Consider the following 19,336-nt stretch of genomic DNA (forward strand, 5'->3'; position numbering starts at 1 on the left):
CCCGGTCCGGCACGAAGGTGCTGCCGGGTCGATTACACCGGCAGCTACGGCGCGAGCGTATGGGCGAGCCCGGCAAGTACTGGTTCGCGGCCTAACTCGATATGGGAGTACGCAAGGGAATAAGCCAAGTCCGGGCGGCCCTGCAGGATGGCATTGCAGAGCTCCACGTGCTCGTCACGCTGAAGCTCATTGCTGCGGTTGTGGGCGAGGCCAAAGATCCAGCGCATCCGGCCAAAAAGGGGCTTCACAGAATCGACAAGTAGTCGGTTGCCGGAGAGCCGCACAATTTCGGCATGGAATTCCGCGCTGAGACCTGCAACATTCGCCTCAGGACCGTCGTCGATAGCGCGTCGTGTTTCGTCCACGAGTTCCTGCAATCTTGCACCGTCTTGACCTTCGGCAACCCGGACCGCTGCAGCACGCGCGGCAAAAGTTTCGAGGCAGAGGCGGACGTCGAAGAGTTCGTTGACGTCGGTGAGCGTCAGCCGCCGCACCGCCGCACCCCTGCGAGGTGATGTTTCGACGAAGCCGTCCTGTTCCAGGCGCTGGATGGCCTCCCGGACGGGGATCCTTGACACGCTGTGAAGTTCTGAGAGTTCCCGTTCGCGCAGCCGCGTCCCCTGCTCGTATTTGCCTGTCACAATCCCCTCAAGGACAAGCTGATACACGTGTTCGGCCCGGACCTCGTCGTCCCGCCCGTTCAGCGCATCCCCTTTCGGTTCAATCACATTCACCCCGCCGTTCATCACTCACCCTCTGGCCCTGCGGACCGTGCCGCTCAGCGTTCCACCTGAGCATACACGTGCCCGACTGCCGGCTCCGGGCACACCCACCGGCTTCCATCCTGCCGGTTCTGGTTTGGCTTGCCCCGGGAATGGACACGTATGCCGGTGTGCCGCGGAGTATGGGCCGCATCAAGGCTGGTATTCCAAATAATATCTAAAGGTGATTTACATCGCACAAATGGTGCTCTAATCTATGTTTGGTATACAAAACAATGGAGCCTGCTCCGCGGACCTGAATCGAGCGTTCCCAATGACCCAGCTTCAGTCCGGTGCCACACCAGATGCTGCGAGGACGTTGCCTGGCGACAGCGCCGGCGCCAGCGGCCCCCTGTCCCCCGGCGGCCAACCCGCCGTCGCTGCCGTTCCAGCCCAGGCACGGTCGTTGCTGGCCACGGCGTGGCTCAGGATCCGCAGGAGCAAGATCGCCCTGTTGAGCCTCTGTATTGTGGTCGCCATCGTTCTCTTTGCGGTGCTCGCGCCTGTCCTTAGCGCCTGGTCCGGGAATGATCCGTTTACGTCCAATACCAGCCCGGACGTGCTTGATGACTACGAAACTCCTGGGCTGCCGCTTCCTGGCTACATGTATCCCTCAGGGCAGCACTGGCTGGGGGTGGAGCCTGGTCTCGGGAGGGACCTGTTCGCGCGTCTCGCCTTCGGCGGCCAGGTCTCCCTCACTATCGCCCTTCTATCAACGGCGGTTTCCGTTGTACTTGGAACAGTGCTCGGGGCGGCGGCGGGCTATTTCGGGGGAAAGACGGACGCGATCATCAGCCGGATCACGGATCTCTTCCTGGCTTTCCCGCACCTATTGCTGGTGCTTTCACTGACGCCGATCCTTCAGTCCAGGTTGCGCGGCACGCCCTTGGGCCAGGGAAGCTTCCTGCCCATGGCCTCGCTGGTCATCATCCTGGGGTTTTTCGGCTGGGCATATCTTGCCCGGATTGTCCGAGGCCAGGTCCTCAGCCTGAGGGAGCGTGAATTTGTTGAGGCAGCCCGCTCGTTCGGCGCCTCCCACCTCAGCGTGCTGTTTCGGCAGATCATCCCCAACGTGATGGGGGTCGTGCTGGTGTACGCCACAATGCTCATCCCCACCAACATCTCCGCGGAAGCGGCACTGTCCTTCCTCGGCGTTGGTGTCAAGGATCCGACTCCGTCCTGGGGCCAGATGCTCAACGCCGCCCAGTCCGGCAACTGGTACCTCAGTGATCCATGGTTTCTGGCCGTCCCGGGAGCGATGCTCCTCGTCACCGTCCTGGCGTTCAACCTGCTCGGCGACGCCGTCCGTGATGCTTTGGACCCCAAGGCCTCACGCCACTAGCACCCGTCACCAACCCCCGAATGAGGAGAAACATGAAATACCCATCCAGAGTGCTGGCACTCGCTGTGCTGATCTCCGTAGCCGCTACTGGCTGCGGAGCGGCCCAAGGCCAGCCGGGCTCGACGAAGACCAGCGGTTCAGCAACGGAGCTGGCCGCGGTGGTGGTCAAGCCGGGCTTCACGACCAAGGGCGGCAATATCAACGTCCTGATGTCCTCCGACTTCCAGACCCTTGACCCTGGAAACAGCAACTACGTCCAGACGGCCAACGTCGGGCAGTTGTATTACCGAACGCTCACCATGGCCAAAGAAACGGCGGGCCAGCCGCCCACCATCGTCCCGGACCTCGCCACGGACACGGGGACGGCCTCCGCCGACGGCCTGACCTGGACGTTCACGCTCCGTGATGGCGTCAAGTTCGAAGACGGCCGGCCGATCACTTCGACCGACGTTAGATACGGGATCGAGCGCACCTTCGCGCAGGACGTCTACACCCAGGCACCCCAGGAGATGAATTCCGCGCTCGACGCGGCCGGCTACAAAGGGCCCTATAAGGATCCTGCCTCGGTGCTCCATGCCGTCGAGACTCCTGATGAGCGCACCGTCGTGTTCCATCTCAAGAAGCCCTTCGCGGAGTTCCCCGCGCTGGCCTCACGATCCAACACCGCTCCCGTGCCCCGGGACAAGGACACAAAACTCGACTACACGAACCACCCGGTCTCCTCCGGCCCCTACATGGTGGAATCGTACAACCGCGGGAAGTCGCTCAAGCTCGTCCGCAATCCACATTGGGATCCTGCGACGGATCCCAACCGCACTGCACTCCCGGACACCTTCAGCTTTTCCCTGTCCACATCCCAGGCCACCATCAGCCAGCAGCTGCTGGCCAACTCCGACCCCTCCGCCATCACCCTGGACTCGAACGGCGCCCTCCAAACGTCGGATTCGGCCAAGCTGGCCGATGCCCAGGTCAAGGACCGGGTGGCCTCAGGACTGCTGGGCTGCAACGACGTGCTGAGCCTAAACACCCAGAAGATCCAGGACCCGGACGTCCGCAAGGCTATTGCCCTTGCCGTGGACCGCCAGTCGATCCTGGTCCAGTACGGAGGACGCCGTTTCGGCGAGCTCACCCAGACACCGCTCAACGACAAGATGCGCGGATATGTAGCCCAGGACCTGGAGATCGATCCCACCGGAAAACCCAAGCTGGAGGAAGCCAAGAAGCTCCTCGAAGGAAAGACCTACCCCAAGTCCCTCACCTATGGCTACGCCAACAACCGGGACGCCTACAAGAACACGGGCACCGTGGTCCAGGAAAACCTCAAGGCCCTGGGCATCGACGTCCAGCTGGTGCCGATTCCGGCCCCGAACTACTACTCCGTTATGGCAAGCGAGCAGCTCCCGGACATGGGACGTTCGGGGTGGTGCGGGGGCGCGGATGCTGCGTCGATCCGGACCTCGGCGGACCCCCTGCTGGGCCCGAACAATGACGGCACCAGCTACGGGTTCTCCAACACCTCCCGGTACTTCGACCCGCAGGTCTCCAAGGCCATGTTTGAGCTGCGGGACACCGCCGGGACCTCCGAGGAGCTGGGCACGAAGTGGGCCGAGGAATTCGGAAAGGCCCTGAAGACCTACCCGATCATTCCGCTCGTGCGCAGCCACACGAACAGCATCGTCGGCTCCAATATCCGCAACGCCCAGGTGGGCTACTTCTTCGGCGGCATCGACCTGTCGATCGTCGGCGTCGAGCACTAACCGGTCCTCACAGAAGGAGACGCGGGCCGCCCGGATTCAGGCGGGCGGCCCGCAACGACCATGATCAGATTCATACTTCGCCGGACAGGTTCCCTGGTCCTGCTACTCGTAGCCGTCAGCTTCATCACCTTCACACTCTTCCAGCTGGGTCCGGCCGATCCTGCGTCGGCTGCCTGCGGCCAGGAATGCACGCCCGAACGCGTCGCCGAGGCGCGCGTCGCGCTGGGAATGGACCAGCCGTTCTTCATCCAGTACGCCGAGTACATCCGCGGGCTGGTTTCGCCGCGTATGATCGGCACCCCCGGCGCTGAATCCATCTGCCAGTGGCCCTGCCTTGGAAAATCATTCCAGACGAATGAAAACGTCTCCGACATCATCAGCCGGTCCATGCCCTACACGCTCTCGATAGCGGTCGGCGCACTGGTCCTGTGGACAGTTTCCGGAGTGGGCCTGGGCCTGCTCGCGGCCCTCAGGAAAGGCAGCGCCACCGACAAGTTTATCGTCGGCGCCGCGTCCGTGGGCGTCTCCCTGCCGATCCCGGTTACCGGACTTTTCCTGCTGCTGGTGTTCGTCAATCAGCTTCACCTGCTGCCGTTCACCACCAATGAGATCATCAGCCCGTTCGGCCCTCAGGGGCCCTGGGCGTGGATGCTGAACTACCTGCTGCCCTGGGTTGCCCTCGCCGTGCTGTTCAGCGCCTCCTATGTCCGGATCACCCGCGCCAACATGATCGAAACGTTCGGTGAGGACTTCATCCGCACCGCCAGGGCCAAGGGGCTCCACCCACGGACCGTGACGTTCAAGCACGGCGTCCGGGCCGGGATCACCCCCATCGTGACGATGCTGGGCATGGACATCGGCCTGCTGCTCGGCGGCGCCGTCCTGACCGAACAGATCTTTTCCGTACCGGGGCTCGGCTTCACCGCGGTGCGGGCAGCGATCTCGGGCGATCTGCCCGTCACCATGGCCATCACCATGCTCGCCGCCTTCTTCGTCATCGTCGCCAACACCGCCGTTGACCTCGCCTATGCCGCCATCGATCCCCGAGTGAGGCTCCAATGACCCAGATTCACCACGGCGCCCACGCCGCCGTTCCCGCCCCCGCAACAACCCCGGACACGGTGGACGGCAGTGCCGGCGCCTTCCTGGACGTTCGGAATCTCTCCGTCGGATTCCCCACCGACGACGGCATGATCTCGGCAGTCAACGGCATGGATTTCACCCTGGAACGCGGGCAGACCCTTGGGATCGTGGGCGAATCCGGATCCGGAAAATCGGTGACCAGCCAGGCGCTGATGGGCCTGCTAAAAGGCACCTCTGCCCAGGTTTCCGGCCAGGTGCTCTTCGACGGCAAGGACCTCATCACACTGGCCGAAGCGGGGATGAGGCAGCTGCGGGGCCGAAACATCGGCATGATCTTCCAGGACCCACTCTCGGCGCTGCACCCCTTCTACACGGTCGGTCATCAAATCGCCGAGGCCTACCTCGTCCACCACCAGGCGAGCAGAAAGCAGGCCCGGTCCGCAGCCATCAATATGCTCGGCCGGGTGGGAATTCCCAGCCCCGAGCAGCGCTACGGCGAATACCCGCACCATTTCTCCGGCGGCATGCGGCAGCGGGCCATGATCGCCATGGCCCTCATCTGCGAACCGGAACTGCTCATCGCGGACGAGCCCACCACGGCCCTGGACGTGACCGTCCAGGCCCAGATCCTGGACCTCATGGCCGAACTCCAGGCAGAAACCAACTCCGCGCTGATCCTCATCACCCACGACCTGGGCGTCGTGGCCGAGGTCTGCGATTCCGTGCTGGTCATGTACGGAGGCCAGTGCGTCGAGACAGGGCCGGTGGACGAGATCTTCCACGACACCCGCCACCCGTACACCCTCGGGCTCCTCAATTCCATGCCGACGCTCGCCGGGAACTCCGGCCGCCTCAGCCCGATCCCCGGCCAGCCGCCGTCGCTGCTTGAGCTGCCGCCAGGGTGCATTTTCCGCTCCCGGTGCGACTACGCTGCGCTGGCCGGCCCCGATGTCTGCCGCGAGCACAGACCCGAGCTCCTGGTGGAGGACGGCCACGGCAAACGCTGCCATCTCACCAGCCCCCAAATCATCACCATCCGGACTTCGCGTTAGGACCCGCCATGGACAGGCAGCCCATTCTGCAGGTTGAGAACCTTCAGAAGCATTTCCCCGTCAAGAGCGGGCTCTTCACCCCGGGCGGGCATCGCTCGGTCAAGGCCGTCGATGGTGTCTCGTTCAGTCTCGAACGGGGCCAGACACTCGGACTCGTGGGTGAGTCCGGGTGCGGAAAATCCACCACCGGCCGCATGATCGCCCGGCTGCTGGACCCTACCGCAGGGCGGATCGTCGTCGACGGAGTCGATATCAGCCAGTTGCACGGGAAAAACCTGTACAACTTCCGGCGCAAGGTCCAGATGATCTTCCAGGACCCGTTCGCCTCCCTTAATCCGAGGCAAACGGTCGGAACAGCGATCGCCGCGCCGATGGTGGCGCAGAAGATCAACCCGCCCGCAGGCCTGAAGAGCCGCGTCAAAGACCTGATGGAGCAGGTGGGCCTCAGACCCGAACATTACAACCGCTTTCCGCACGAGTTCTCCGGCGGCCAGCGCCAAAGGGTCGGCATCGCCCGGGCTATTTCCTTGAACCCGTCCGTGATCGTGTGCGACGAACCGGTGTCCGCACTGGACGTCTCGGTCCAGGCCCAGGTGGTCAACCTACTCCAGGAAATCCAGCGTGACACCGGCGTCGCCTACATCTTCATCGCCCACGACCTCTCCGTTGTCCGGCACATCTCCGACCAGGTGGCCGTTATGTACCTCGGGAAGATCGCCGAACACGGCCCCCGCGATGAGCTGTTCCGTCTCCCCCGGCACCCCTACACCCAGGCGCTGCTCTCAGCGGTGCCGTTGCCCGATCCACGGGCAGCCCGGCAGCAAGTGAAGATCAGGCTCCGCGGAGATCTTCCGTCACCGTCAAACCCGCCCAGCGGCTGCGTCTTCCGCACCCGCTGCCCACTGTTCGACGCACTGCACGAAAGCCGGCAGCAGGTGTGCATCAGCGACATTCCCTCACCGGCCGGCCCGGCCGCCCCGGCCTGCCACACCGGCGGGGCTGGCCGCCGCCACCCCCGCCGGTGTGCAATAGACCCAACAATAAGGAGCACTACATTGACTACCCTGATCCGCGCCGCCCGTCCCTGGGGGCAAGCGCTGAGCGACATCCTGCTCAAAGATGGGAAAATCGCCGGCATCGAGCCGCATAACCCCGCGCACACCCCGACGGACCCGCCAGGGGCCCTCCAAGAGGCGGCCACCGTCGTCGAAGGCCGCGGCCGGCTGCTGCTCCCGTCCTTCTCCGACGTCCATGTCCACCTGGACTCGACCCGCATCGGCCTGCCGTTCCGCGAGCACACCGGAGGCCCCGGCGTTTGGACCATGATGATGAACGACCGGAAAAACTGGCGCGACGCCGAGGTCCCCCTCCAGGAACGCGTCAACAACACGCTGGGCCGGATGATCGCGCGCGGCACAACCAGGGTCCGCTCCTACGCCCAGGTCGATGTGGACTGCCGGCTGGAACGCTTCGAAGCGGTCCTGGCGGCTAAGGAACACTTCGAGGACCAGGCCGACGTCGACATCATCGCCTTCCCGCAGGCCGGTCTCCTTCTCGAGGACGGCACCGTGCCGCTGATGGAGCAGGCCCTCCGGGCCGGGGCCAACGTGATGGGTGGCATTGATCCATGCAGCCTGGACCGGGATCCCGTCCGGCACCTGGACATCGTCTTTGGCCTGGCCGAGAAGTACCAGGTTCCCATCGACATCCACCTCCACGAACCGGGCGAGCTGGGCGTCTTCAGCACGGACCTGGTGATGGAGCGAACCCGGGCCCTCGGGATGCAGGGCAAGGTCACCATGTCCCACGCCTACCAGCTGGGCAGCGTCTCCGAGGCCACCACACACCGGCTCGTCGAGGAGTTCGCGGAGCTTGACATCTCCATGGCATCCGTGGCCCCGGCGGCATCCGGGCAGCTCCCGCTCCCGCTGCTGGCGGAGGCCGGTGTCCGCGTGGGCCTGGGCGAGGACGGGCAGCGCGATTACTGGTCCCCCTACGGCAATACAGACATGCTGGACCGCACCTGGCAGCTCGCGTTCACCCATGGTTTCCGCAGGGACGAGTTGATCGAACACTGCCTGGCCATCGCTACGGTGGGCGGCGCCAGCGTGCTGGACCCGGCCGCCATCCGGCTCAACGGCACCGCGCACCGGCCCTGCCTTGACGTCGGCGATCCGGCCGAGCTGCTGCTGGTCGACGGCGAGACGGTCGCCTCCGCGGTCATGGACCGGGGCACCGACCGAACCGTGATCCACCGCGGCCGCGTTGTGGCAGACCAACTGCAACTACTTCCCTAGGCCCGCAATAAAGTGGCAGGTTCCTTTCTAAGGGACCTGCCACTTTTTTGTGTGGGGGTCAGCTTCCGACGCCGGCCGGCCGGGTCTCGCCGGTGAACACCGTGCTTTCGTCCGCAGACACGATTCGCCCGCTCACCGAGAAGTATCCCGCCAGGGACAGCAGCATGGCCACTCCCGCCAAGGCCCAGAACGCAGCTTCCCAGCCGCCGGTCACATCATGAATCAGGGCGGCCAGCACAGGTCCAAGGGAGGCCAGGGCGAACCCGAGCCCCTGGCTCATCGCCGAAAGACTCCCCGCGGTTTGGGGCCCCGTGGAGCGGAGCACCACGAGCGCAAGTCCAAGCCCGAGTCCGGCGCTCTGGACAACTCCCAGGACACCTATCAAGAGGAACTGAAACTCAGCCGGGCCGGCCAGCACCCCGAGCAGCGCGGCGGCCACAAACATCCCCAAACCGGGCGCCATGATCTTGAGAACAGCCGGCCGGCTGGCCAGCACGGGTGCCAGCAGGCTGGCGGGAAGGCCGGCCACGCTGAACCACGCAAGATGCGCCGCAGCGTCGCCGGCGGTGAGGCCCTTCGACACCAGGAAGACTGTCAGCCATGAAGTGACCGCGAAGTAGAGCATCGCCTGGAGACCAAAGAATGCTGTCACCGCCCAGGCAGTTCCCTGGCTCCGCAGTGCGCGGGCGGCAGGGAGTAGCCGCTCCGCACCGGCCCTTGAGCTGCCGGAGCTGAAAGCATTTGAAGGTGGAATGGCGGCCAGCGTACCGGCAGGTCCGGTGGCCACCCCACCGTGTTGGAGCATCAGTATTGCCGCCAGCACAGCTGGTACAGCCCAGATGGCCAGAGCCCCGTTCAGGCTTCCGTCCAGAGCGTGCTGCAGCGGTTGGATCAACCCTGCCCCCAGTGCCGCGCCGAGTCCGAAGCCCATGCTGCACAGCCCCGTCCACCAGCCGTTGCCCTGGTTGGCCTTGACGACCTGGGGCAGCAACACGCTGGCTGCCATGATGGCCATGCCGGCCACAAAGGTGCCGGGGAGCAGTAGGGCAGGCACCAGCACCCGGGCGACCAGGGCCAAGGCCAGCAACAGCATCGCAAGAGCGATGGCTGTCCCTGCACCCAGGCGGCGGGCGAGCCACGGTCCGCACGGGGCGGACATTCCGAAGGCGAGGACCGGCAGCGCCGCAAGGAGCGGCAGCGCCGGGGCAGCTATCCCCAGCCCCTGTTCCAGTTGGCCCATGGATCCGGCGATGGTCGTAATCGCCGGCCGTAGGTTAATGGAAACGAGGCTCAAAGCGACGAGTGTCAATGCGATCTTCGAAGCTGCAGGTGTCCGGGGCCGCTCCCAGGGCGCCCGGGGGATCTTTTTCACAGTCGTCTCCTGACTATATTCTGGTATACCAAGCCTAGCCTGATCTAGGGACCGTCGGTTCACGCGCAGAACGCATGCGTGCGGCGTTCGTAAAGGAGGATTCTTTGGAATACCAGATTTCTAAAGTGAGCTCAGGGCGCCGGTTACCGGCCGAGGGCAATCTGCCCCAGGGCGGCCGCCGCAATGAAGGATGCACTGTAGGTCACCAGCGCGACAACGATGATCTTCCAGCTCAAGGACTTCAGCGCCTTGATGTCCCGCCCGACCGTAAGCCCGATCAAAGTCAGCGCAGGCAGCCCGATGAGAATGACGTCCAGATGTCCGGTCAGCGCCGCAAGCAGACCGGCAGTGGGCAGGAACGGCGCCGACAGTACCGTTGTGAGAGTCAGCACCCACACACTGGACGGCACCGAGGGCATCAGACGGGCCAGACGGAAGGACAGCCCCGTCAGCAGCAACAGGACGACCACACCCGCCAGATCGTTCCAGGCGAAGCTCTTCGTTCCGATGACGTTCATAGCGAGGGCGGAGGCCCCGGCGATGGCGAAGGCGAGAATCGTAATCCGTGGAGTCAGCTTCAGTGCCGGATCTACCTCCACTGCCACTGGAGGGGCAAGCTGCGCCGCTGCGCTCTGTGCCGTCTTGCCTCGGGTCCCCCGCGTGGACCTGCCTTCGTCGTCCTTTCCAAAAAGGCGGCTCCAGAACGCATACAGCCTCCGGCACAGCGGCAGGGACAGGAAGACCCCCGCATAGAAGCCGACGATGTTCGTAACGAGGTTGGACAATGCGGCCAGCGCCATGATTTCACCGGCCTGTTCCGGGTAGAGCAGCGAAAGCGCCCCCACTCCCCCGAGCATCATCGACGCCGAGCCGAGCCCAAGCCCGAGGGCCAGTGCACGCGGATCGAAGATATTCAGTCCGCCCAGGAATCCGGCGAGCAGGGAGATAAAGACTGCGCCAAAGAGGCTGCCGAGCAACCACACGGAGAAAACGCCACGGTACTCCCCGGAGCGAACCCCGAAACGCTGGATGGCGAAGGCAAGAAACGACTCGCGGTCAATTGACCAGGTGGCCCCGATCGCTACCCGACCCAGCCCCATGGCCACAGCTATCGGCAAGGCGAGGATGACCGTGCCGAAGATGTGCCCGACCTCCTGAAGAAGGATGGCCGGACCGATCTCAGTGACCTTCGCCAGCGACGGCCCGATCTGCGTGCCCAGCCGAGCGAGGAAAAGGATGATTCCGATCTCCAACAGAAGCGTCGCAACGGCGCGGCTGGCACCCGAGACGCGCCGGATTCGCTGGGTTCCGATGATGCCGCCGATGACAACGGCCCAAATGATGGGGAAGAGCACCACCGGCGCCGGGCCCAGCTGAAACTTGTACGTGCCAATCAGGACGGCCGCCGTCGAGACGAGCATGGACACGGTCACCACCGTCCACCAGTGCCGGCGCGTGATCTTCTGGTCCGCGACGGATGCGGAGGTCTGACTGATTTGTTGGGCTTCTGAGGCCATGGGAGTAACTGTCCTTTGGGAAAGACCCTCCACCCTTACTGGGCGGCTGCTGGGTCGGGGGTACATGTGTGTTTTATGTCGCAACTATTTTGTATACCAAAAATATAGTAAGCCGGTTCGGACGAGATGTAAATCACGTTTGAAGCCCGGCGATTAGCTGGTTCGGATGACCGGGCCCCATCTGACCTCACCAAACCCTTGTTATTGGTATACCAAAATCGATATGGTTTGATCTGTGCGGTTCACCCTGCGGTGCCCGCTCCATCATCGACATTGGAGGTTGGTTTGCGCACCAAGTTCAGCGCAGCATTTGTGCTCGGGCATAAGGACGGTCACCACGTGCTTATCCGCGACGGTGACGTTGTCTACGAGGGCACGCGCATTGTGTATGTCGGGCACGGCTACGAGGGTCCCGCGGACGAGCACTATGATCTTGGCCGTTCCCTCATCACGCCGGGTCTCATCGATCTGGACGCCCTGACAGACATCGATCACCTGCTCATCGACTCGTGGGCATCGCCGGACCGGGCCACCGGTCTGCAATGGTCCGAAGACTACTTCCGAAGCCGCCGCGCGGACGTTTTCACCGCAGAGGAGCGCCAGACCATCCGGAAATACGCCCTGGTGCAGTTGGCACTGCACGGCATCACTACCTACATGCCCATCGCATCGGAGATCCATTCCGCCTGGGCGGAAAGCTTTGCAGAGCTTGCCGGCATGGCCGAGACCTCCCGCGAGCTCGGCCTCCGGGGATATTTGGGCCCGGCGTTCCGCTCCGGGGTAAATATTGTCAGGGCCGATGGACAGCGCGACGTCGCATTCGACGAGAGCCAGGGGCGGGCCGGGCTCGCCGATGCCGTTCGCTTCCTGGACTACGCAGAGGATCTGGCCGATCCGCTGATTACCGGGGTTCTCCTACCGTGCAGAATTGAAACGCTGACCGCTGAACTCCTGCGCGCAACGGCCGAAATCGCCCGAGAAAGGCATGCCCTCGTTCGGTTGCACTGCCTTCAAGGGGCTCTGGAACGGGAACTGCTGCAGCGTTGGCACGGACTTACTCCCCTCCAGCTCTTGCAGAAAACAGGGCTGCTGGATGTGCGCCTACTCATCCCGCACGGAATCTTCGTGGACCGGAATCCGGCCCTGGGTGGTATGGATGCCGGTGATCTTCAAACTCTTGCGGATGCAAATATCTCCATCGTCCACTGTCCACTCACATCCTTCAGATACGGCATGGCACTCGACTCGTTCGCTGCCTTCCGGGCAGCAGGCATCAACCTGTGTCTTGGAACGGACTCCTTCCCGCCGGATCTCATCCGCGGCATGGACACCGGTGTACACCTGGCCAAACTCCTAGAGCGAAGGCCGGACGCAGCACCCGCGGAACACTACTTTGAAGCAGCAACCCTCGGCGGAGCCCGCGCCATGGACCGCCCTGATCTGGGGAGGCTGGAAGAAGGAGCGCAAGCGGACCTCGTTGCGTTCGCTCTTGACGACTTCCGGGACGGAGTCCTGGACGACCCGATTCGAACCCTGTTGCTGAACGGAACAGCACGGCAGGCCACTCATTCCGTCGTCGCAGGGCGCATCGTAATGCGGGACGGCGACATCCCGGGCATTGATATTCCGGGCCTGAAAGTGGAGGCCCAACGGCTGTTCGCAAAGATGCGCGAAGCATACTCAGAGCGTGACAGCGAACGCCGGTCTCCGGACCAACTGTTCCCTCCGACTTTTCCCTATGCCAGTGCACCGGCTCCAAGCGCATCAAAACCATAACGCGGGACGTTTCAGCCGCGGCTTCGGCACGGCCTAGCGCATGCCCTCCCGGCGGATGGCGGTGGCGATAGCCGCTGCCCGGGTTTCGACGCCGAGTTTGGCGTAGATATGTGCCAAATGCGTTTTGACTGTGGCCTCGGAGATGAACAGCCGCTGGCCGAGTTCCCGGTTGCTGAGTCCTTCGGTCAGGAGGCTCAGCAGTTCGGCCTCGCGCGGGGTCAGGATTGCGTCCGGGTTGCGCAGCTGCTGGAAGAGCCGCGAAGCCACCGGCGCGCTCATCACGCTCTTGCCCTGGACTGCGCCGCGGACAGCTGCAAATATCTCCTCGGGTGAAGCGTCCTTAAGCAGGTAGCCCATCGCCCCGGCATCCACGGCGCGGACGATGTCGGCATCAGAGTCGTAGGTGGTGAACACGAGGATCGCCTGCCGACTGTTGCGGCGCCGCAATGCCTTGATGGCCTCGATGCCGTCCATGCCGGCACCCATGGCGAGATCCATCATCACCACGGCCGGACCGTGCCGCTCCACCAGCACCAGTGCCTCCTCGCCGGAGGCTGCCTCGGCCACCACCTCAATGCCGGGCTGCGTCCCCAACAGCGCCTTGAGCCCGCTGCGGACCACCAGATGGTCATCTACCAGCAGCACGGAAATGATGTTCACTGTTTCTCCCCGGTAGGCAGTTCCGCGGCCACAACCGTCCCGCCGCCGGGGCTGCTTTCCACCGAGAACACGCCGCCGAGTTGTTCCACCCGCTGCCGCATGGCGCGCAGCCCATAGCCTCCTGTGTCCGAGGGCGGCGCCAGCGACGACGGATCGAAGCCCGCGCCGTCGTCGTATACATCCAGCGTGACAGCGCCCGGTAGAAAGCCGAGCGTGACTGTTGCGTTGGCCGCAGCCGCATGCAGCGCCGTGTTGGCCGTCGCGCTCTGGACCACCCGCAGCAGGGCGTGCCGGGTGGCGGCGGTGACGGTACGGGGCACACCGGTGACAAGGAGGCGAACACCCGGCAGGTACTGCGACGCTGCCCTGGACACGGCATCCGTCAGGGGCGCCGTATCCAGCCCGGGGGAAGCTAATTCGTGGACCAGGCTGCGGGTTTCGGCCAGGTTCTGGCGCAGCAGACCGCTGGCCGAACGGACGTCCTCACGCGCGGCCGGGCTGGGCCAGGACCGGCTGGCGGCTTCCAGGAGAAGGAGACTGCTCGCCAGGCCCTGCGTCACTGTGTCGTGGATTTCCCGGGAAACCCGCGCACGTTCTTCGATGCTGCCCGCCCGCCGCTCGGTGGCCGCCAGCTGATCCTGTGCCTGCGTCAGCGCTTCATTCAGGCGGCGTTGCTCCGCAGTGTCGTGTTCAATCCGGTTATAGATCAGTGTCAGCATGAACCCGACGGCCAGCGGGCCCAAAAGCATGGCGACGTCGTTTCCGCCGCCCAGCCGGAAGAGCCCGACGGCGGTAACTGCTGCCGTCGCGCCGCCAGCGAGGTTGGCGACCCAGCCGGTGAAGGCAGTGCGGCAAAGGAAGAACAGGGCGAAGGAGCACCAGGCAAAGCTCGGCGCTGCGATCACCAGCACGGCCCACAGCCCCGCCAGGAAAAACATCCACACCGCCCAGGGCCGCCTCCGCTGCGAGAGCACAGCGATCACGGCGTACAGCGAACAGACCGCTGTGGCGAGTGCCAGGACCCCCACGTTGTCCGCGGGGCTGTGCCGCATCGCGTACCGGACCGCCGACGCGACCACCAGCACGGCAAAACCGATATGGACGACGGCGTCGATTCGGCCCAGCGGACCGCTGCCCGTGGCGGTGGCCCGTTGGTGCTGGGAGTGTTCCCGCAAAGTGGCTGATGAGGAAGGCATAGGGTCCGGTTCCGGTGGATGAAGTGCTACCCCACCATATTAAGTCCCGCGCCGTTAGGCCTCCCTCACCCTTTTGGCTGATACTCCTGGCCCGATGGGGGAGAAATCGGCAGACCAACGCCCGATGTCCCAACCGGTGCGAGGACGAAGAATGGATTTGGGCCCGGGCCGTTGGCTTGGGCCCGCCCCCTACAGTACTCCGAGGAGAACCCGTGAAGACGTCCAAGAAGATCACCGCCGCCGCTGCTGCTGCATTGCTCATCACCGCAGGGCTAACGGCTGCCGCCAATGCCGGGCCCAACCCGGTTCCGGCTGCGGTAGCCACCACCGACATCCAGCCGTCCCCTGGAAAAGTCATTGCCCAGAACCGCATCAGCGTGGGTGCTTCGGCTGCTGCCGTACAAGCTGCCCTCGCAAAATGCCAAGCTGACAAGCTGCCGTTCGTGACGGTGGCACTCGTCGACCGCTTCGGAACCGTGCAGGCCCTTCTCCGCGGCGACAACGCCGCAGAGCACACGATTGAAGCGGCGAGGCAAAAAGCCTATACCGCAGCGGCTTTCGGTACGCCCACCAGCGAGCTGTCCAAGCGGGTCAACGGGAACGGGCCCAGCATCGCTGATCTCCCGGGCACCCTCTTCTTGGCCGGCGGGGTTCCGCTCAAGGTCGACGGGGTCTCTGTGGCGGGCATCGGTGTGGGCGGTGCTCCCGACGGTAATCTCGACGAGGCCTGTGCCGCGGCCGGGGCGGACGCCATCGCGGGTGTGGCACCGGGCACAGCCAAGTAGGAAATCACGATGTTCTGGAACCGGAATCTTGTCCTGATCTGTGCAGCGATGCTGGGGCTGGCGGCCTGCGGCCCGGGAACCGGGGAGCCACTCCGTCCCTCGTCACCGACGGGCGGGGTGAGCCCCGGACAACGACCGCCGCCACTGGCGGCACCGCCGCCTGTGGCCCCGACGATGGCTGTCTCCGCTCCGCCGGCCCGTTCCCGCGAGGCGCAGGCATCACTGGACCAGCGTCTTATCCTGGCTGCCAAGGCCAACGACGTCGCCCACGTGACAGAGCTGATCCGGGCCGGGGGCAACGTCAATGCCAAAGACTCCCGTCAGGATTCGGCGTTCCTCTACTCCGGGGCAGAAGGATTCAACGGGGTCTTGCGGCTGACGATCGCCAACGGTGCTGACGTTTCCAGCACCAACCGGTTCGGCGGGACAGCTCTGATTCCCGCCAGCGAACACGGACATGTGGAGACCGTCCGCATCCTCACAGCAGCAGGGGTTCCCGTCAACCACGTAAACAACCTGGGCTGGACCGCCCTGCAGGAGGCCATCCTGCTCAACGACGGCGGCCCCAGGCAGCAGGACGTAGTCAGGCACCTCCTCGCCGCAGGAGCGGACCCCAACATCCCGGATCCTCAGGGGCGAACGGCTTTGGAGAACGCGCACCGGCTGGGGTTTGCTGAGATCGTCAGTATCATAACGGCGGCCGGCCCAAACGACCTCTGAGAGGATGCCGTCACCACCACCCGGAGCAATTTGTGAATCGACGCCTCAAAGGGTGTGCTCGACAGATGTCCGAGGTTTAGCCCACGGACACCGCACCCGCCGACCGTGAAGGGGCAGCGATTTTGTTCCCTGAACCCACTCCAGCATAATCAGTGAACCGCCCGCACGCTGACGAGGAACACTCCACGATTGCCCGGGTCGCAACCGAAAGCCGGGGGGGCTATGAGGTCGATCATGAAAGGTGCCGGGTGCTCTCGCACGACGGCGAACCCACTCAGACCGTGGGCACTCTAGTGCTAGCGCCGCTGCGGAAGAGACCGGCCGGTTCTCATTACGGGTGGCTGCCCCGGCTCTCCGGCAATGTCATGCTGGACCTCAGAATCTGGATGCTGGGTTTCGGGCTCCTTATCGGCCTGGTCTTCCCATTTCTTCTGATCGTGCTCGGACTCTCACCCGAGGCGGCCGTGCAGCCAGGCTTCTTTGCCCTGACCGTGGCCGCGGGGATCGCTGTCGCGGAGATCAACCATCTCCTAGTGCGTGTGGTCGTGGGGGGTCGGCTGCGTTCTCTGGTTGCCGGGATGGCTCCTGTCGAGGCTCTGTTGGTCGATGCGGCCGCGAGCGGTGACTGGACAGGATGCGATCTGGCGGGCTGCGCAATTCCAGTGGACTCAGCCGATGAATTCGGCGACGTGGCCCAGTCGTTTAACGGCCTGGTCGCCAGCCTGTCGGACAGCCACCAGGTTTCCGATGGGATCAAGAAGGTGTCGCAAGCCCTCGCTGCCCACCTGGAAATCGGCGCCCTCGCGGAGGCGGCGTTGCATGAGCTGTCGGTGCACACCGCGTGTGCTGCTGCGGCGCTGCTCACAGTTAGCAACGGCACGCTCCACGTGGCCGGATCATTGCGGATGCGAGCCGGTATCGACCTGGCGGGTACAGAGTTGGTACTCGGTGTCTTGGGCACGGCACGGCCCGCCGTGCTTATGCTGCCCGAAGACCTCGTCAGGGCCGGGGCACTGACGGAATTTACTCCGCAGGAGGTACACATCCTGCCCGTCCTGTTCGACGCGGCCACAGTCGGGGTCCTGGTGATGGCGTTCGCGGAGCACCCTGCCCCGGCGGCCAGGGCCGTGTTGGGCGCCTCGCTTCCGGGTCTGGCAGTGGCCGTGAACAACGCCCTCACGCACGAGGACCTGCAACGGATCGCAGCTTTGGATCCACTGACAGGCGTGTTCAATCGACGCTCAGGTCTGGTTCGGCTGGAGGAGGAATTCGATCGGTCCAGGCGATCCCACCAGTCACTCGGGGTGCTCATGTTCGACATTGACCATTTCAAGGTGGTCAACGATACCTTCGGGCATCTGGTCGGCGACCGAGTGCTGCGCAGCGTGGTGCAAGCGGCGCGAAAGGTCCTGCGCGGGAGCGATGTGCTGCTTCGTTATGGCGGCGAAGAATTCATTGTTGTTTTGCCGGGGGCGACGCGGGACGATCTCGCCATAACGGGCGAGAGGATCCGACTGGCTGTCGCCGAAGCAGGCCTCCTCGAGGACGGTCACCCCATCCGTCTGACCGTCAGCGTTGGCGGTTTCGCGGGCCACGCAGGGAACACCACAACCCCGGAGGAAATGATCTGTCACGCCGACGTCGCCCTCTACTCCTCCAAGCAGTCAGGCCGGGACCGATGCGTGATTGCCTGATGGCGCAGGAGAGGCCATACCGAAGCGATAGCCGGCCGGTGGCTACAGGCCCAGTGCCGCCTTCAGCTGCGCGACGTGGCCCTTGGCAGTGACCTGGTACTGCGCGAGTTCGACGATGCCCTCGGGGTCCACCACCACCGTGGAGCGGACCAGGCCCTCCGTAACCTCGCCGTTGACCAGCTTCTCGCCCCACGCACCGTAGGCCAGGGCCACAGCATGGTCCTCGTCGGCAAGCAGCGGGAAGGTAAGCCCCTGGTCGCCGGCGAAGGCGGCCAAGGCGGCCTGCGAATCCGGCGAGATACCGAGGACCGCATATCCGGACCTCGTGAGGGAGGCCAGGCTATCGCGGAAATCGCACGCCTCGGTCGTGCAGCCAGGGGTCGCTGCCTTCGGGTAAAAGTACACGATGGCACTCTTGCCGCGGTAGTCCGTCAACGAGACACGCTTGCCGCCAGCGTCGGTCAAGCTGAAATCCGGTGCCGGCGTTCCGGGCCGAAGCTTCGTGGGGACTCGCTGGGATGTCGGGAACAGGTTCATGGTCTTCCTTGACAGGTCGTGGGATCGGATTTCCCGGTTGAAACAATTCAGATGGAGTATTCGGCAGGTCCACGCACTTTGGCGTAAGGACCGGGGACAAACTGGTAGCCACCGCCGCGAACCGTGGCAATCGTAGACCGGGCCCCGCCAAGCTTTCGGCGCACTCGGGCCACATAGACGTCAATGGATCGCGAGGCGCACCCCGGGAAATCCAGCGACTCCAGAAACTCCCGGAGTTCACTGCGCGCTATCGGCCTCGAGCAGTTTTCCACGAGGTAGCGCAAGAGCCTGAACTCGACCCCAGTCAGCTGAACAGGCCACTGATCGACGTGGACTGTTCCGTTGGCGAGGTCCACTGCCACCGTGCGGGGGCGCGTACCGGCCCGGAGCGGGGGCCCTGTGTCGTCCTCTCCCGGGCCCACGTCGTCGATCCCTTCGGGGGGCACGGCTTCAGGTTGCGCTGTTCCGGAGGCGGGCCAATGATGTACTTCCGCCTCCGGAACAATTCTTAGCACGCGGGCCAGGAGCACTTCGGCCGCGTGAACCATGGTCGCCTCATCTGCGCGGGACGATTCAACCCAGATTGCCAAACCCCTGGGCATGTTCTTCCGGCCAGGACCGTGCAGCAACCCGCTGGTCCCCCGGTCCGCAGGTGCCGCAGGACCGCTTGTATGGGCGTGGACAGACATGGCGGTGGGGTTTAGATGCCGCCGCGGCGCAGGAGGGTGCCGTGGGGGGTGTGGTTGTTGATGGGGTGGCCGCGGAGGTAGGTTTTGCGGACGACGCC

At 64.4% G+C, this 19,336-nt stretch carries 16 protein-coding genes and 1 pseudogene; 10 read left to right on the forward strand and 7 right to left on the reverse strand.

Annotated features, from left to right (window positions below; translation table 11 throughout):
• Positions 1-44: 44 nt before the first annotated feature.
• A complete protein-coding gene (locus tag ABIB49_RS16805; RefSeq protein WP_354157396.1) occupies positions 45-728 on the reverse strand; it encodes a GntR family transcriptional regulator in 684 nt (227 codons plus the stop codon).
• 307 nt (positions 729-1,035) lie between these two features.
• Here ABIB49_RS16805 and ABIB49_RS16810 point away from each other — a divergent pair, with 307 nt between their 5' ends.
• The 6 genes and pseudogenes from ABIB49_RS16810 (at position 1,036) to ABIB49_RS16835 (ending at position 8,292) form a co-directional block, all read left to right on the forward strand.
• Complete coding sequence (locus ABIB49_RS16810) at positions 1,036-2,103, forward strand: ABC transporter permease (protein ID WP_354157397.1); 1,068 nt, start codon at positions 1,036-1,038, stop codon at positions 2,101-2,103.
• Positions 2,104-2,135: 32 nt separating this feature from the next.
• Positions 2,136-3,860 (forward strand): ABC transporter substrate-binding protein, encoded by a 1,725-nt coding sequence (locus ABIB49_RS16815; RefSeq protein WP_354157398.1) that lies wholly within the window; start codon positions 2,136-2,138, stop codon positions 3,858-3,860.
• Positions 3,861-3,920: 60 nt separating this feature from the next.
• Positions 3,921-4,922 (forward strand): ABC transporter permease, encoded by a 1,002-nt coding sequence (locus tag ABIB49_RS16820; protein ID WP_354157399.1) that lies wholly within the window; start codon positions 3,921-3,923, stop codon positions 4,920-4,922.
• Positions 4,919-5,995, forward strand: coding sequence for an ABC transporter ATP-binding protein (locus tag ABIB49_RS16825; RefSeq protein ID WP_354157400.1), 1,077 nt, complete (start codon positions 4,919-4,921; stop codon positions 5,993-5,995). The genes ABIB49_RS16820 and ABIB49_RS16825 overlap by 4 nt, the downstream gene beginning before the upstream one ends.
• Before the next feature lie 8 nt (positions 5,996-6,003).
• Positions 6,004-6,843 (forward strand): annotated as a pseudogene (locus ABIB49_RS16830) (ABC transporter ATP-binding protein); the annotation flags it as partial.
• 207 nt (positions 6,844-7,050) lie between these two features.
• A complete protein-coding gene (locus tag ABIB49_RS16835) occupies positions 7,051-8,292 on the forward strand; it encodes an amidohydrolase family protein (RefSeq protein WP_282468167.1) in 1,242 nt (413 codons plus the stop codon).
• A gap of 58 nt (positions 8,293-8,350) precedes the next feature.
• Here the strand turns inward: ABIB49_RS16835 and ABIB49_RS16840 are convergent, their stop codons facing one another.
• Positions 8,351-9,664 (reverse strand): MFS transporter, encoded by a 1,314-nt coding sequence (locus tag ABIB49_RS16840; protein WP_226776497.1) that lies wholly within the window; start codon positions 9,662-9,664, stop codon positions 8,351-8,353.
• A gap of 143 nt (positions 9,665-9,807) precedes the next feature.
• Entirely contained in the window at positions 9,808-11,181 is a 1,374-nt protein-coding gene (locus ABIB49_RS16845; protein WP_282360778.1) for a DUF3100 domain-containing protein, read from the reverse strand.
• A gap of 285 nt (positions 11,182-11,466) precedes the next feature.
• Here ABIB49_RS16845 and ABIB49_RS16850 point away from each other — a divergent pair, with 285 nt between their 5' ends.
• Positions 11,467-12,957, forward strand: a complete 1,491-nt coding sequence (locus tag ABIB49_RS16850) for a chlorohydrolase family protein (protein ID WP_354157401.1) — start codon at positions 11,467-11,469, stop codon at positions 12,955-12,957.
• 33 nt (positions 12,958-12,990) lie between these two features.
• Here the strand turns inward: ABIB49_RS16850 and ABIB49_RS16855 are convergent, their stop codons facing one another.
• On the reverse strand, positions 12,991-13,617 hold the full coding sequence (locus tag ABIB49_RS16855) for a response regulator (RefSeq protein WP_226776500.1): 627 nt from the start codon (positions 13,615-13,617) through the stop codon (positions 12,991-12,993).
• Positions 13,614-14,813: a sensor histidine kinase gene (locus ABIB49_RS16860; protein WP_354157403.1), complete on the reverse strand. Its 1,200-nt coding sequence runs from the start codon at positions 14,811-14,813 to the stop codon at positions 13,614-13,616. The genes ABIB49_RS16855 and ABIB49_RS16860 overlap by 4 nt, the downstream gene beginning before the upstream one ends.
• Before the next feature lie 212 nt (positions 14,814-15,025).
• Between ABIB49_RS16860 and ABIB49_RS16865 the strand changes: the two genes are divergently transcribed.
• The 3 genes from ABIB49_RS16865 (at position 15,026) to ABIB49_RS16875 (ending at position 18,012) form a co-directional block, all read left to right on the forward strand.
• Positions 15,026-15,598 carry a GlcG/HbpS family heme-binding protein gene (locus tag ABIB49_RS16865; protein WP_282360774.1) on the forward strand — a complete coding sequence of 191 codons (573 nt, stop codon included), beginning with the start codon at positions 15,026-15,028 and terminating at the stop codon, positions 15,596-15,598.
• A gap of 174 nt (positions 15,599-15,772) precedes the next feature.
• On the forward strand, positions 15,773-16,318 hold the full coding sequence (locus tag ABIB49_RS16870; protein WP_282360773.1) for an ankyrin repeat domain-containing protein: 546 nt from the start codon (positions 15,773-15,775) through the stop codon (positions 16,316-16,318).
• A 365-nt stretch (positions 16,319-16,683) separates the two neighbouring features.
• The gene (locus ABIB49_RS16875; protein ID WP_354157404.1) at positions 16,684-18,012 is read left to right on the forward strand and encodes a GGDEF domain-containing protein; all 1,329 of its coding nucleotides are present in this window, start codon (positions 16,684-16,686) and stop codon (positions 18,010-18,012) included.
• 42 nt (positions 18,013-18,054) lie between these two features.
• Here the strand turns inward: ABIB49_RS16875 and bcp are convergent, their stop codons facing one another.
• Positions 18,055-18,549, reverse strand: coding sequence for a thioredoxin-dependent thiol peroxidase (gene bcp / locus ABIB49_RS16880; RefSeq protein ID WP_282360771.1), 495 nt, complete (start codon positions 18,547-18,549; stop codon positions 18,055-18,057).
• Between the two features lie 47 nt (positions 18,550-18,596).
• Positions 18,597-18,995 carry a winged helix-turn-helix domain-containing protein gene (locus ABIB49_RS16885; RefSeq protein WP_349359604.1) on the reverse strand — a complete coding sequence of 133 codons (399 nt, stop codon included), beginning with the start codon at positions 18,993-18,995 and terminating at the stop codon, positions 18,597-18,599.
• Between the last annotated feature and the right edge of the window lie 341 nt (positions 18,996-19,336).

The sequence above is a fragment of the Arthrobacter sp. UYCu512 genome, from assembly GCF_040547075.1.
In the GTDB taxonomy this organism is placed as follows: domain Bacteria; phylum Actinomycetota; class Actinomycetes; order Actinomycetales; family Micrococcaceae; genus Arthrobacter.